General features: G+C 42.5%; 9 protein-coding genes. All 9 read right to left on the minus strand.

The window, feature by feature from the left end; translation table 11 throughout:
• Window positions 1-49 precede the first annotated feature (49 nt).
• Window positions 50-4993: a non-ribosomal peptide synthetase gene (locus MKX36_RS21670; protein WP_290410571.1), complete on the minus strand. Its 4944-nt coding sequence runs from the start codon at window positions 4991-4993 to the stop codon at window positions 50-52.
• A 70-nt stretch (window positions 4994-5063) separates the two neighbouring features.
• Window positions 5064-7070 carry an ABC transporter ATP-binding protein gene (locus tag MKX36_RS21675; RefSeq protein ID WP_340865678.1) on the minus strand — a complete coding sequence of 669 codons (2007 nt, stop codon included), beginning with the start codon at window positions 7068-7070 and terminating at the stop codon, window positions 5064-5066.
• Window positions 7070-8824 (minus strand): ABC transporter ATP-binding protein, encoded by a 1755-nt coding sequence (locus tag MKX36_RS21680; protein ID WP_107735212.1) that lies wholly within the window; start codon window positions 8822-8824, stop codon window positions 7070-7072. Before MKX36_RS21680 ends, MKX36_RS21675 begins: the two co-directional genes overlap by 1 nt.
• Window positions 8825-8856: 32 nt before the next feature.
• Window positions 8857-9405, minus strand: a complete 549-nt coding sequence (locus MKX36_RS21685) for a hypothetical protein (RefSeq protein WP_107735211.1) — start codon at window positions 9403-9405, stop codon at window positions 8857-8859.
• 12 nt (window positions 9406-9417) lie between these two features.
• Window positions 9418-10425 (minus strand): LLM class flavin-dependent oxidoreductase, encoded by a 1008-nt coding sequence (locus MKX36_RS21690; protein WP_167438758.1) that lies wholly within the window; start codon window positions 10423-10425, stop codon window positions 9418-9420.
• A 48-nt stretch (window positions 10426-10473) separates the two neighbouring features.
• Window positions 10474-10713: a phosphopantetheine-binding protein gene (locus tag MKX36_RS21695; RefSeq protein WP_167438757.1), complete on the minus strand. Its 240-nt coding sequence runs from the start codon at window positions 10711-10713 to the stop codon at window positions 10474-10476.
• Between the two features lie 21 nt (window positions 10714-10734).
• Window positions 10735-11763, minus strand: a complete 1029-nt coding sequence (locus MKX36_RS21700; RefSeq protein WP_290410569.1) for a hypothetical protein — start codon at window positions 11761-11763, stop codon at window positions 10735-10737.
• Between the two features lie 25 nt (window positions 11764-11788).
• Complete coding sequence (gene asnB / locus MKX36_RS21705; RefSeq protein ID WP_107735207.1) at window positions 11789-13648, minus strand: asparagine synthase (glutamine-hydrolyzing); 1860 nt, start codon at window positions 13646-13648, stop codon at window positions 11789-11791.
• A 32-nt stretch (window positions 13649-13680) separates the two neighbouring features.
• Window positions 13681-16803, minus strand: coding sequence for a non-ribosomal peptide synthetase (locus MKX36_RS21710; protein ID WP_107735206.1), 3123 nt, complete (start codon window positions 16801-16803; stop codon window positions 13681-13683).
• Between the last annotated feature and the right edge of the window lie 11 nt (window positions 16804-16814).

Here is a 16814-nt window from a genome sequence, read left to right on the forward strand (position 1 = left end):
GTTCGCTCACTCCTCGCTGATTGTTTCACTTACGCTCTATTGCTGCCTATTAGCGGTTCAAGGTAAGCTCACTTTCTTGTAGTGCCGTCAAATGCACTTCCAGCTTCCTTATTGTCTTTAATTTATAAATGAGATAAGAGATTGAAATATCTTCCTGCTCCATCAGATCTCCTATATGATCTTCCAATTCCATCTCCACTTTAAATGCAAGCAGTGAATTGCCGCCTAGTTCAAAGAAGTCGTCATCTATTCCGATTCCTTGCGCATCCAAAATATTTTCCCAAATGTCCAATATAATCTGTTGCATCTCATTAACAGGCTCTGCTTTATCGGCGCTTTTGAATGGTACATAGGAATAGCCTGATAACGCCTTTTGGTCGAGCTTGCCGTTCGATGTCAACGGCAAGGCTTCCAGATGGGCATAGTGTGACGGGATCATATAATCAGGTAATTCTTTGCCGAGGAAGCTTCTGATTTCCGCTATATTGATTTCCTCGCATACCAAATAAGCGACCAAAGATTTATCCCCTGACGAATCTTCTTGTGCAAGGACTGCTGCTTCCTTTACTCCCGGGTACTTCTGCAGAGCAGCTTCGATCTCGCCAAACTCAATACGGTAACCTCTAATCTTGACCTGATCATCGATTCGGCCCAAATATTCGATGCTTCCATCCGAAAGCCATCTTCCCAGGTCGCCTGTTTTATACATAACCCCTTCTGATGCATAGCTGTTCGACACGAATTTCTCTGCTGTAAGCTCCGGCCGGTTCAAATAACCTCTTGCAACACCGGCTCCCGATATGCAGATCTCGCCGATCGCTCCCACCGGCATAAAGTGATTGTTAGAATCAACAATGTATATGCTGGTATTATCGATTGGTCTTCCTATCGGAACGGAAACACCGGTATCCTCCGACTGATTATATTTGTGAATCATGCATCCGACGACCGTTTCGGTTGGTCCGTACTCATTGAATATTTTCAGACGGTTATTAAACGCTTTGTTGGTACTTTTCGCCAAATCAACCTTTAGGTCTTCGCCGCCGACAATAAGCTTGCTAACCGAAGTATTGGCATGCTTCATATCCTTCAATAATTTCAAATGCGAAGGCGTCAATTTGATAATGTTAACTTTGTTGTCCCGCAGAATCGTATTCAGAATAAACTCTTCTCCGTCGTCTTCATAAATAACGATCTGGTTGCCACTTATTAACGGTGTAAAAATAGAAGTGACGGTAAGATCGAACCCTATCGATGAATATAGCGCAAACACTTCGGAGGAACTGCTGATATATTCTTTGTGCGCCCAGCTAATATAATTGACTAGCCCTCGGTTTTCGATCAGTACTCCTTTTGGATTCCCCGTCGAGCCTGAAGTATAGATGACATAGACTAAATCAGCAGCATCATTACTATTGCTCAAGTTAGAATTGTCGGAATGGAAAGAGGCCTCGTCATCTACATCTATCCACTCCTCGGTAAAATCGATGCTGCCTTGCTTGCTGGCTGCTGTCATTAATATCGATGTTCCGCAGTCCCGCAGCATGTATTGAATACGATCTGTCGGAAGGCTTGGATCGATAGGCAGGTATGCCCCGCCCGCCTTAAGAACGGCCAGAATGCTAATTACCATTTCCAACGATCTGTCCATCATGATCGCTACGATTTGATCTTGTTTTACACCTCTGGACCGCAGCGTTCTAGCCAATTGGTTGGCCCGCTCATTGAGCTCCTGATAAGTCAGCTGCTTCCCTTTATGTTCAAGCGCTATTCGATCCGGTGTGTTGCACACCTGGTCTTCGAATAGGGATTGAATCGTTTTATCCTTCGGAAACTCGGCCTTAGTAGCATTGAACGCTTCTCTGATTTGCCGTTTTTCTTCCTCTGTAATCATTTCGATTTCGCGCAGCGATTGCTCTGGTTTGAGCGTTATTGCCTCCAAAATGTGAATAAAATGATCGCTCATTCTGGTAATCGTTTGCGCTTTGAATAGATTCGTGTTGTATTCCAGTTGGAACTCGATTCCTTCTTCCAACTCTACTGCTTCCAGCGTCAAATCAAACTTGGCGATCTTCGATTCAAATGGATAAGCTTGAATATCCAGCTCGTCCAGTTGCAATTTCTCCATCTCCATATTCTGCAATACAAACATCGTATCGAATAATGGATTTCGGTTAATATCCCTTCTCACTTGCAGCTTCTCGACTAGCTCCTCGAACGGATATGCCTGATTCTCATAGGCCGCCAAGGCACCTTTCCTAACCTCTTGCAAAAAGGACAAGAACGTTTTAGTTCCTTCAGGCGCATTTCTCATGGCAAGCGTATTTACAAACAAGCCGGTCATATTTAGGACATCGGCATGAACTCTTCCCGCAATAGGCGACCCTACTACTATATCGTTTTGTCCGGAATATTTGGAGAGCATGATGTTGTACGCCGCCAGCAGAACCATATATAGCGTACTGTCTGTCCGCTCGGCAATTTCTTTCACTTTCCGTGCCATGCGGGCATCCGCCGTAAAGCTCAAGCGGCTTCCTTCGAACGTTTGTACTTCCGGTCGAGGGTAATCGGTCGCTAGTTTCAGTACCGGAATTTCTCCCTCGAACACTTGCAGCCAATACTGCTCCTGCTTATTTATCGAATCCGTGCCCATTTGTTCTTGCTGCCACACGGCATAATCTTTGTATTGCACATTCAGCGGGGACAGCTGGTTGCCCCGATAGAGCTCCATGAATTCACGAACCATGATTGTAACCGTTACGCCATCCGAAATAATATGATGCATATCTATCATCAGGATATATTGATCCTCGGCCAATTGAATCAGCTCTGCCCGGAATAGCGGAGCAAGACTTAAATCAAAAGGCTGAACAAATTGCTCGATTCGCTGCTCGATCTCCCCGGCGTGCGCAGTTGTACTTTTCAGTGTGAATTTAATATCGTTATTAATTTTTTGTACCGTTTCATTGTTGTGGACTTCAAATGTAGTGCGTAACAACTCGTGTCGGTCCACTAAGACCCCGATCACATTCTCCAAGCGCTGCTTGTCGACTTTTCCTTGCAGACTCAGCACAACCGGAATGTTATAAGACGTCGTGTTTCGTTGAAGCTGGTTCAACAGGAACATACGTCTCTGAGCGGATGATTGCGGGTAAAATTCCCGTTCTGCCGCAGGCTCAATATGGGTGCTGTCAGAGCTGCTATTGGCGCCTCTAATATAGTCGGCAAGCTCCGCCAATGTAATATTTTTAAAAATTTCGGCTAGCGGAAGCTCTACATTATATTCTTGATATACTTTGTATACTAACGAAATGACATTGAGAGAATGGCCTCCGCTTTCCAGAAACCTGTTCATTCTACCAACTTGCTTGAGCCCTAATATTTCGCACCATAACTCGGCCAATCTGCTTTCGATCTCGTCTGCCGGTGCAATATAGCGCTGCTGCTCCGGTTCCGGGAGTGCTTTATAGTCAAGCTTCCCGTTCAGACTCATCGGCAGTTGATCGATCGCAATAAAATATTGTGGCACCATATAGTCAGGCAATTTCAATGCAATGAACTGACGGAATTCATGATTTACCTGCTCTTGCGGTTCAATCACACCATTAAGAACATTCAGTACAACATAGGCACAAATATACGTAGTTCCTTGATCGTTTTGTTTGGCAATAATGGCTGCTTCTTTAACTTTAGGATGGAGCAATAGCGTATTCTCTACTTCATTCAGTTCGACCCGGAAGCCCCTGATTTTGATCTGGCGATCGACCCGGCCAAGAAATTCAATGTTTCCATCCTCCAATACCCGACCGAGATCACCCGTACGATAAATAATATCTGTCGGATCGTTATTGAACGGATTAGGAATAAACCTTTCCTTATTCAACTCATCATTATTGTAATAGCCCAAGCTTCTATACGGGGTACGAATATAGATTTCGCCAGTAACGCCTTGAGCACAAAGCTGCAAATCCTCATTCAATATAGCTACCCTTGCTCCAGAAATCGGCTTTCCGATTGGTATATTGGGTTTAACTACATCTTCAGGCTTAATGCGGTGAAATACTTTGGCTAATGTCGTTTCTGTTTGTCCGTACAAGCTCACCAGTTGGACTCGTTCATCCATGATTTCGTACCAGCTAACAATATCTTTCGGTACGCTCCTCTCCCCTGCAAGCAAGACGTACTGCAACTGTGGATAACGATCGCTCGTCAGCGACTTCCCGTTGATAAGCTTGAATAGACTCGGCGTACAATGGATCAAGGACACCCTGGAGCTTTCGATCCATTCCATAAGACTGTTGCTTTCCAGCATCATTTCTTTACTTTCAGGTATGCATATGGCTCCGCCCGACAACAGTGGGACAAAGATATCTCTAAGCAGCGGATTGTGGCATGGAGAAGTGAACTGGCTGACTCTCGCGTCTTGTGTAATACCGAATTCTTCGATTTCCCATTCAATAAAGTGCAGCAGACTCTCGTTCCGTCCTACTACTGCTTTAGGGTTACCCGTGGAGCCTGAAGTAAAGAATACATACGTTTTATCATTAGGTCCGTAAGACTGTTCTGGCCTTACCTTGCCATTGAATTCATTAGCCTGTGTATCGACATGAATAATGTCAAGCTCCTCGGTCCAGCCTTCATAAATATCGGAAAAGGACGCCAGCGGGTCATCTGTTAGAATGTATTTGGTCTCGGTGGTCGAAAGCATAACTTTAATTCTTTCTCTTGGATATGTAACATCTATAGGCATAAATACGCAGCCGGATTTGACTATCCCTACAACGGAGCAGATCAATTGAATTTTATCATGCATGAAAATACTGACAAACGTCCCTCTTTCCAAGCCTTTCGCCAGCAATGCATGTGCGATTACATTGGACCTCTCCTCCAGCTCGGCATAGCTTAATACTTGGCCTCGATACTCTAGGGCGTTCCGCTCACTATGCTCATCGAAAGATTTGAATAAGCGCGATTGAATCGTATTAGGTGTCATCTTAAATCATTCCTTTTCGATATGATAAAAACCCCTTGAAGGCTTCAAGGGACTCACACGTAAATATGAATTAATTTGGAAGGACTGCATACTCGGAATTTTTGTTCAAGGATAAGGAGTTCTCCTGCAGCTTAACCATATTGGCGTATCTGCCATTCAAGCTCATCAGTTCGTCATGGTTTCCTCTCTCTATAATCTCACCCTTATGCATAACCAGAATGCAGTCCGCTTGACGGATTGTGGAAAGCCGGTGCGCGATAATAAACATCGTTCTATTTTTAACTAAAACCTTTAGTGCCTTTTGAATAATCGCTTCGGTTTCACTATCGATATTTGCTGTCGCTTCATCCAATAACAATATAGCCGGATTAAAAGCCAGTGCCCTTGCAAAAGAGATTAGTTGACGCTGCCCGTTAGAAAGCGTGCTGCCTCGTTCAATAACCTCTTCGTCGTAACTGTTCGGCAGGCCATTCACAAAACCCTCAGCCCCCACCTCCCGAATCACTTGTTTTACTCTCTCAAGATCAATACCTTCATTGTAAAGACTTACGTTAAACTTAATATCGCCTGCGAATAAAAAAGGATCCTGAAGGACAATACCCATATGCTTCCGCAGCTCTTGCTTGGACATGCTTGCAATATCCCGGCCATCGATCGTAATCGAGCCTTTGTTCGGTTCATAGAAGCCTAGAAGCAAATTCATAATCGAGCTTTTGCCTGATCCTGTATGCCCTACAATTGCAATTGTTTGTCCTTTTTTCACTTCGAAAGAAATGTCCTTTAATACGTACTCTTCCTCTTTATAAGCAAAGGAAACATGATTGAAGGCGACATGCCCCTCCGGTCTGACGAACTCTTCAACAGCTCCCATGTCAATCCCGTCTTCATCGATAAACTTAAATACGCGTTCTGCGGATACTAACGAACGCTGAACACTTGTAAGCTGTTCAAAAATACCGTTGATAGGAGCAAATAGCCGTCCAAGATAATCAACAAACGCATATAAAACGCCAAATGAGATAGCCGTGTGCAATGAAGCGTTACCAAAGTACCACAGCAATGCAACTACAGCTAATGCCCCGATAAAGTTCGTTATATTTTGAGATAAAATGCTGGAAATCCGAAGCTGTTTCATTTGATGAACGTAGCTGTCCTGCGTCAATTTCTCGAATTCATCTACACGTTCTTTCTCTCGACGAAATGCTTTAATGATAGGCATGACTAAAATAGATTCGTTAATCATGGCATTCGTTTGGCTCAAACGTTCTCTGATGACTTGAAAATATCCCTTGGAAAACTTGAAATGAAGCCTCATTAAAACAAAGAACAGCGGAAGGAATATTAAGCAGAGTGCAGCCAACGTCTTGTCCAGCATGAACATAAGCGTATAGATACAAACAAGGTTTACGCCGTTAACAACGAAATTGTTCATAAAGCTCATAAACAAGTCTTTGATCGATTCGGTATCGTTCGTAATCCTTGTGACAACCTGTCCTACAGGCGTATTGTCGAAGTAGCGAACGGGTATCCGATGAACATGCTTCATTGCATCTATCCTTATTTTACGAACAACGCGCAAGGCTATAGATTGCATCATGTACCCGCTTACAAAACTGAGGTAGCCACCGACAATCAGTAAGCTAGCATAGAGTCCTATCAGTTGTATGACAGGATTCACATCATGTTTATAGAATGTAACCACATCATTAGACGATAGCTTTATTTCTTCAGCAGCATTCGCAGCTGTTATAACAAGTGTATTATCCTGTTGTTTAAGTTGCACCTTCGTCCACTCGGGATTCAGCTGATCCGTAGCGATCCAATCCGCTCTTATATAGGCTTTATCGTGAAAATCTACATATTGGGTCCCTTCCGGCACTTCTGCATTGCCAGCTTCGTACCAGTCCAATTCGACAATCGAGCTAATATGCCGGTCGATAACCATCTTAGTAATATAAGGCCCGCTAAGCTGAGCCGCCACAGCGATAAGCAAAATAATTAAAGCGAATATCATTTTTTTTCTGAACAATAAAATATAGCTAGTCAATCTTCGCAAGACGGAAGGTTTTTTTATCATCATAGCGCTTCCTTTCCTTCACTCAAAGCCTCCATTTGTTGGCGTTCATACTGCTCTTTATACCAACCATTGCGATACAACAACTGCTCATGCGTTCCTTCTTCAATGATCTGCCCTTGATCCAGCACAACAATCCAATGGGCGTGACTTACCGCAGACAGTCGATGCGCCGTAATAAATGTTGTTCTGCCGGCCGTTTGCTGCCGAATGTTTTTTAAGATTAGGCTTTCCGTTTTTGCATCTACTGCGGATAAGACATCGTCTAAAATCAAAATTTCAGGATTGATGAGCAACGCCCGCGCAATGGCCATTCGTTGTTTTTGACCGCCGGACAGCATAATGCCGCTTTCGCCTATAATCGTATCCCAGCCTTCGCTCATTTGTTCGATATCTTCCTTCAGGCAGGACAGCTCGATCGCGCGTAGAACCTCGTCATCAGTGGCTTCGGGATTGCCCATCGCAATATTATCCCGAATACTCTTGGACAATAATAAATGATCTTGCGGTACATAACCGATCCAACTGCGCACCCGGTCCAGAGCGACCTGCTCGATCGGTACATCAGAAATAAACAGTCGCTGCGGCTCGATAATATATTGTCTAAGCAATTGCTTTAACAGCGTACTTTTTCCACTTCCCGTCCGACCTACAATCCCGAGCGTCTGCCCCTGCTCAATGCGGAAGGAAACGTTTCTCAAGCTGTCGCTGGAAGCCCCCGGGTAACGAAACGTTAATTGCTTCATCTCGATACTTGTCGGCACGCTTACCGGTACCAGCTCATTAGCGTCCACTACATCCGGCTGCTGCTCCATAGACTGCTCCAACCTTTCTAATGAGGCGCTTCCTTGCTTGAGCATATTGACGAATTCCCCGAAATAAACCATAGGCCAAATGATTAACCCCAAAAACATGTTAAAAGTTATCAATTGACCTAACGTAATCTGATTATGAAATACGAGATAGGAGCCATAACCGTTGCCGATGACATAACTAAATCCAACCACAGTCATAATAACGGGTTGAATCAACGTGTTCGTAAAAGCTGCCTTCATGTTTTTCTTCATCACATCGTCTGTTACACGTTCAAAGGCCTCAATATCTTTTCGCTCTTGCACATAGGAACGAAGGACGCGCAGACCGGAAATCGACTCAATCACATGCTGATTCATATGACCAAAGGCTTCCTGGACATCCTTGAATCGTCTTCGAACGACAACGCCCAGCTTACTTACCGTATAAGCCAGTAGAGGCAGGGGCAGCAACGATGCTAGCATTAACTTATAATCAACATACACAATCATTGCGACAAAAACGATAACCGTCCCGATAAACGTGAACACCAGTGTCATTACACCACCACCGGCGATGTTTGCAATAAATGGTATATCATTATTGACAAGCGCCATTAATTCTCCCGTGCGGTTTCGCTGGAAAAAGGAAGGCGTCATTTGGGTCAGGTGTCTCATTAGGCGGCCTTTAAGCAACTTCTCTAATTGAATCGCATTTCCAAACAGCAAATAGTGATAAAAGAAAATAATAACATATAGACTGCAAGACAACGTTGCAAGTAAAATAACGGAATTGCTTAACTTATCGGCCGTAAAGGTTTCGCTGCGAATTTGATCTATTGTTTTGCCAATAAATCTGGGCGGGATCAGAAACGCTAGATTAGCGATGATTAATAGCGAGACGCCGATTAAATAATGGATCCATCGTTGTTTAATAAACCATTTCAGCTTGATGATTAGAGACATGGAATACCTGCTCCTCTACCGTTTTTACGATCTTAATTCGAGCTTCTTTCGCTCGATGCTTTCATATCAATGATGACCGGATAGGTGCCATATTGACCGAAGTTAATTTTCTTATCCAGCTTCTCAAAAACGATTTTATGCTTGAGCAGTAGAATTCGATAAATCTCGACATTCATAGCGCAAACAAAATAGTCGACTTTGTACTTTTTTGAAAATCTGAACATAAAATCGACGAACTTCGAAAGAAAGCCCTGATTTCGTTTATTTTCAGTGATCGCCATCTTGCCGAGCTCGAATACCGTAGAACGCTCTTGTATATTTTTCACTGAAGGATGGTCCGCGAACGGATAATAATATTCCAGGTTCGTTTCCTCTTTTGGAATGTACGGCAACACTTCAATGGTACCGATGCTGTCATTATTCTCATCCACCATTAGAAAGCGAATACAATTTTTCGATTCTTTCGGTTCGAAGGTAACTCCGCGTTCCAAGCATAAGTCAGAATAAATTTTTACGAACGTGTCTTCTTCCGCTTTGGTTTTAACTTGAACAAACAGCGGGTAATTGTTGTCCTGCTCCATATTGACCTCCTATTATGAACGAACTAGCTTCATTACTTGATCCACATGCTCGAACTCATCCGCCGATCTTAATTCGGTTAGAATGATGACATTCACACCAAGCTGAAGATACTTTTCAAAATAAGCAGCTACATCCTCATAGCTGCCGACCAGGAGCGGATTATTTTGCCCGCCGCTCGTAAATGCGCCCATCCAGAAAACATCATCATGCGTCTCCGAGCTCAATCCCAATTCAGCCATCTGTCTTAACCAGGTCGACTCGGAATTTAATTTCACCTTCGTATGCAACATCCCTAGGAAGCTTTGAGGATACAGTTGTCTTGCAACTTCCCATGCTTCGGCGCTTGTTTTTCTTGTAATAATTCCGATTTCAATTCCGACCTTAAGCGATGGATGGTTTATTTTACTCAAGAAATTTTGTTTGAAATGCTCTATAGGCCCCGGGTGAGTCATCGCAACCTGCGCTAATTTCCCGGCAAGCTGAATAGCTGCATCCGAAGAGCCCGCAACATATATATCCGGCATAAGATGCTTCGGAACTGGAGTTCCCAGGTGAAGCTTATTATAGTTATAATAAGTACCTTTGTAATCGATTGGCTCATCGGATTCAAGCAATAGCTTTACTACCTCAATATATTCTTGAAGTCTTTGATAACGCGAAGGGTGCTCCAGCAGATCCGATATTTGCTCCAATTCGTGCTTTGCTGCACCTGTAATCATGTTCAAATTAACTTTCTTCCCATAGATATAAGTAAGGCTCTGTACCTTTTTCACAGTAGCGACAGGGCTGTTGTAACTGGGGAGAGCGGCAATAATCGGAACAAAATTGTTGGTGTGCTGCAGAACATTCGATGCCAGAATAAACGGATCGACCATTAAATGATTGAAGTGAAAGAGCGATCCGTCGTAATTATATTTTTCTGCAGTCGTAATGATCTGTTGAACTTGATTAATATATTGTGACGATTGACTGTAATTGATATTTGAAACATTGCAAAAAACCTCAAATTGATATTTCAACAAGTCTCACCCGCTCAGTGGTTATTGGTATGGATATCCGTGTAAAGCTTACGCTTGAACCATATCGACAATCAAATTAACGAAGTCTTTGAATTTATTTATTTCTCTCATCGTCAATGCATCGTCATCAAATTCGATTTCGAATTCATCTTCTATTGCTACAATCAGCTTAATATAGTCCAAGGAATTTAGTCCGAACTCGTTAAAATCTCTCTCCATATCAATATCAGTAGTGTTAAACAGTCCCTCAACGATTTTCAGCAGTTTTTCTACAACATTATTTTCCACGGTAAAAACCCCCGTTATAGTTTATAGGTTCATTTCTTCTTGAAAACGCTTCGTTAACGAAAGCTCTTGCTCATATAAATCTAGGAGCAGCTTTTTTGATTCTTCCAATTTCGATTTAAAATATTTTTGCGAGTTCTTATACATGACGCGGCCAATCTTACTCGTTACAAGGACCCAATATTCATGATGATCGTTGTATAGCTGAGACAGCTTATTATAAGAATCGGTACTTATTAAATTTATATCCAATGCATATTTCAAAAGCATCAAGATCCTTTTTTGCATGGTAACGCCTCTTTTAATCTGCTGAAGGAACCACATGAATTGTTCTGGTTCCACCAGCAGGTGAACATTTTGCTCATTAAACATTTCAGCATATTTCTTGATGGCAATTAATCCTTTATAGGATTGTCCTAGGCTATCCATTGCTTCCGTGCCTAAGATGTCGGTTAATAATGAATCGATTAACGATTTGGAAACTTCCAGCTTGCCATTCGACCAATCATCTCTTAGACGTACGCAGTGAATAATAGCTTCATTAGAATCCCCGAGCGCGGATTGAAACGATTGGGAAAACTGTGTATTATCCAACTCGTAATAATCAATCGTTCCAATCTGTACGCAGTCCTCTAATAATTTAAAGCCTTCCGAGTCGTATCCATAAATGAATGATGGATGGACAAATGTCGTTTTGTTAAAGTCAGCGCTGCCAGGGAAGTAATAGCGGTTCATATTAAGGAATACATAATAATTGTCATCGATCAATGTACAAACCAGCTTATTAATGTCACATTCCTCGTTAACAATGATGCGCTTTTCCTCAAATATTGAGGTTAGATCCGGCCTCTCGAACATGACATCAATGTGTGAAGACAAGTCGTTATGATGTACAACTGCTCCTTCACGATGGACGTTAAGCGTGTAGGCCCATTTATAAAAACATGGCAGACCCTCAAACTGAGGGTCATGTGCAGTCAATATGCCGATTAGATTATTGTTGACACAATCCAACCATAAGTCATTGTATGGCTTCACTTTTAGCGTCTTCAAACCAAATTACCACCTTTTAATGACGTCAGGAAATCTTGAATTCATCCAGAAAAACACCGAGTGTAATGGCGACAATGAGCATATCATTTTCAAAAGGCAAGTTCAGCTTGAAACCTGGCTGTACATACTGCTTTTTCAGTTTCTCGATCGTATCAGGATTAAAGAAGCCTTGGCTTTTAATCTTGTCGTACGACAGTAGATCGTTTATATACTCGACATCCTGGCGCAGCAATTCAGGGCTTCCCGGGGCAACGAATGTGTATTTAGGCCGCTTGATGATGTCGACAGGGACATTTTTTTTCGCCAATTGCTTCAATATATATTTTTCCTCGAAAAGCTTCAGCTTCAAGTCCGGCGGAATGACTCTTACAAAATCAACAACGTCTTTGTCAAGGAACGGATATCTCGCTTCCACGGAGTTCGCAAAAGCCATGCGGTCGCCATGATCCGCCAACAGATGTTCTGGCAAGCGCAATTTGTAGTCAATATAGGAGCGCTTATGAAGTATATCAATGTTATCGATCCGTTCTTTGTTGATGACCGGATGATTCAAGCAATTGACATCACTATAAAAGCTGTTTATTTCATTCGAATACAGCTCTCGTTTCGTCGATTCGTATTCATAGTATTGTTTCTCGTAGAAGAAATTCTCGTCTCCCCATAGATTCCTTCTAATTTCAACCTCTCTCGGATCAGGTTTATTGCCTGCATTGCTTGGCGATTGCGCTCTCATTTTGTCAAACCGATACCCTACATATCCTGCAAACAGCTCATCGGCACCTTCACCGGTCAGCACCACTTTGATGTTGTTTCTTCTGACAGCTTGCGACAATACTAAGGAAGCCGTATTATAGGTTTCCTTCAGCGCACTCTCCGAATGCCGGATCGCTTGACGCAACCTGGTTGAAATATCCGCAGGCGAGAACATCTCCTCGCAGTGATTGGATTGAACATGTCTGGACATCAACCATTGATAATTCGATTCGGAAATCATCTTATCTGTAAACGCAACGGAGAACGAGTACTTGATGCTCGGATCGATGCCGTGAATTTTTGCAGCAATGATGGAAGAATCCAGTCCTCCACTTATATAGAAGGCCAAGGGAACATCCGACATCAGACGATACTTGACCGCTTTGGTGAGCAGGTCATCCAGCTTCTCGATGTAATAGCTCTCATCCATCGGCCGTTCCATTTCATGGACTTTAGGATATATGAGGTCCCAATATTCATCATCTTTTACCCGGCCGTCTTTGATTTCCAGTTGGTGTCCATTCTCAAGGCTATAAATATTATCAAAAAAAGTTCGAGGAGCGATTAATCCAGGGAAAGTCATCATCTGATCCAGAGCAACCAAATCTACTTTCCTTTGAACCGACGGATGCTCCAGAATCGCTTTAATTTCGGAAGCAAAAATAAATAAGCCATCTACTATCGTGTAGTAGAATGGCGCGATACCCATATGATCTCGGGCACAAAATAAGGATTGATTGGTCAGATCATAGATAGCAAAAGCAAATTGTCCGTTCAGTGAATTAACGAAGTCCGTCCCGTACTCTTCATATAAGTGTAGAATAACCTCGACGTCGGAATTCGTTCTAAACTTATGCCCTTTCGCCACCATCTGTTCTCTTAATTCGAGATAGTTGAATATCTCTCCATTGCAAATCAATACTTTCGTATTATCTTCATTAGCAATCGGCTGCATCCCCGTTGTTAAATCAATAATACTGAGTCTGGCAAAGCCTAGTGATACCTGTTCGTTCTGATAAAAGTCTATGCCATCGGGCCCCCGATGGCTCAGCTTTTCGATCATATTTAATATGATATGCTTCTCGATTCTATTCTCATTTCTAATATCATAAATTCCCGCAATTCCGCACATATGCTTATCACCTTTTAATTGATTTTTGAGTTTTATAGAATAGCGTTGAAATCCAAAATACTTGCATTTTGATCTTGCTCAGATAAGATTTGAATGTCGGACAGCTTGATATCCAAGTTATTCACAACAGCTTCAACAATGTTTTCAAAATGTTCGACCCACTTCTCGATCGTGGTCGCTTTGAACATTTGAGTATTATATTCAAAGTTGAATAAAATATGATCATAATTGTAAAAAGATTCCAATCTGAAATCAAATTTCGAAATATGGTTGTGAAGATCCATTGATGTAAATGTAATGTCTTTCGTCGTAAATTCAGGGAATTCAACGTTTTGCAAAATAAACATCGTATCGAACAAAGGATGTCTGCCATCATGGCGCTGAACAGGCACTACCTCAAGCAATCTTTCGAACGGATATTCTTGATAATCAAAGGCTTCTAAGGTTCTCTCCTTGACTTCATTCAAGAAATCGCTGAACCTATTATTTCCTTTTGGATAATTCCTTAAAGCTAAAATATTCACGAACATGCCAAGAACATTTCTTAAATCCGGATGCTGTCTTCCCGCAACGGCCGTGCCGACGGTAATGTCCTGCTCCCCTGTGTACTTGAATAGGAATACGTTATAGGCAGCCAATAAAAATACATAAAGGGTGGTGGAGGTTTCCGTCAGTCTCTCTTTTATTTTGTTCGTTGTTTCCTGGCTTAGAACAAATTGAATCTGTTTTCCTTTGCTTATTTGCTCTTTCACACGAGGATAGTCAGTCGGCATCTGTAATGCCTTCGTTTCTTCTTCAAACATATTCTTCCAGTAATTTTCCTGAGTTCTAAAACGCTCAGATTGAAAATAATGGTATTTCTGCCACTCGCTATAATCCTTGTATTGGATGCTCAATGGCGGCAATTCCATGCCATCATAAAGTGCAATGAACTCTTTCAGAAAGATGCTTAACGAAAATCCGTCCGAAATAATATGATGCATGTCAAAGATAAGCAAATGCTCCTCGTCGCTTATCTTCTGTACCCCTGCCCTTAATAAAGGTGGCGACTTCAGATCAAACGGCTGTATAAATGACTCCACCAATTCCTCAATGTCATCTGCTCCGTTTAATTCACTAATTTGAAGATTGGCGGCGGGCATAATCATTTGTACGGCATCGCCATTAACAACGTCAAAAGAGGTTCTTAACGATTCGTGCCTATCGATCAATTTGTTAAATGCAGCCGTACATCGTTCGATGTTGAACGGCCCTGAAACTTTAATAATCTTAGGTATGTTGTTGATAATATTACCGCCACCATATGCACTCGTTATATACTGGCTATACTGTGCAGATGACAAAGCATAATGCGGCTTATGCGGGGCCGGAGTAATTGGAACATATTGAGTCGCATTGGTATTAGCAATGCATGCCGCCAATTTTTTGATAGTCCCGTTCGTAAACACATCCCCGATTGATATCTGAATCTCAAAATGCTCATAGATTTTAGAGACGAGCTCCATCACATTCAATGAGTGACCGCCCATCTCAAAAAAGCTCGATTCGCTGCTTATTGGACTAACTTCGAATATTTCCTCCCATATTTGAGCCAGTTTCTTCTCCATTTCGCCTTTAGGCTCAACATATTCGCCTTTCGGAGGCGCCGGCAAAGCTTTATAATCAACCTTGCCATTTACATTCAACGGCACTTTTTCTATTGCCATAATGTGCTGTGGAACCATATAATCCGGCACGTTCATCTTCAGATGCTCTTTCAAGCTCTGGGCCTCTGCGCCGCCGACTACATAAGCGCACAAAAAGAGCTCGCCATTGGAGCTTTCCCTTGCCGTGACTACGACCTCTTCTACACCGCTTGTTTTCATTAGAATCGACTCAATCTCCGAAGGCTCGATTCTATAGCCCCTTATTTTAATCTGACGGTCAACTCTCCCGAGAAATTCAATATTTCCATCCGGAAGCTGTCTTCCCAGGTCGCCCGTACGGAACAATAAATCTGCCGGATCATTATTATAGGGATTAACCGTGAATTTCTGTTTTGTTAATTCTTCATTATTGTAGTAGCCCAGACTTCTGAATGGCGTCCGAATATAAATTTCGCCGGCAACACCTTCCGTACAGATTCTGCCATCGTTGTCCAAAAGGATAGCCCGTGCCCCCTTTATTGCTTTTCCGATGGGAATCGCGTCTCGATTTACATCCGAAGGCTCAATCATATAATATAGCTTCGCCAATGTCGTTTCCGTCGGGCCGTATAAGTTAATAAGCTGAACACGGCTTCCGACCGTCTCGTACCATTTTTCCAATAACTTCGGAATTACTTTCTCGCCTGCCAATAAAATATATGACAGGTTTTTAAACACCTCCCCATTTTGCACGCCGACAACAATATTTTTAAACAAGCTTGGGGTACAGTGAATTAAAGCAACGTCTGCGTCATGAATCCAGGCGTGCAATTGCTTCGAATCGAGCAGAACGACTTTATTATCCGGGATACATATCGTCCCTCCCGAACATAGCGGCACGAATATGTCCCGTAGAAAAGGGTCATGGCAAGGAGACGTGAATTGGCTAATTCGCGTCCCCGGTTGAATCGATAACGTTGCTATTTCCCAATCAATAAAGTGCAATAAGCTCGCATTTCTACCTATAATTCCTTTAGGCAAGCCGGTAGTTCCGGACGTGAAATAGAGATAGATCCTATCATTAGGCTGATATTCAATAGAAGCCTCGGGAGGCTGCACAGCGCTTCGATAGATGTCCCCGATCTGTGCAGCTGCCACTTGCTGATTCTGAGATGTAAGTACACCCGCAAAAGCATTGGCATTCTGTTCATCCGTAATAACAATAGTCGTATTAGTCGAAAAAACCATTGTTCTTAATCTTTCGACCGGATAGACCGAATCGAAAGGTACAATGGCGCATCTCGCCTTTAAAACCCCGACAATCGCAACGATCAAATCGACCTTATCGTCAATTAATAACCCGATAAAATCCCCGTTGCCCGCTCCTCTGCTTATAAGCCAATTGCGAATGAGATCGGATCGTTGATCCAGCTCTCCATAGCTTATAATCTGATCCAAATATTCGATTGCCACTTTATCCTTGTACATTATCAAATAATCGATCAGTTTACTTTGAATGGTGTTTTGCATCTTATCCTCCT

This window comes from Paenibacillus sp. FSL W8-0439, assembly GCF_038008995.1.
In the GTDB taxonomy this organism is placed as follows: Bacteria; Bacillota; Bacilli; order Paenibacillales; family Paenibacillaceae; genus Paenibacillus; species Paenibacillus polymyxa.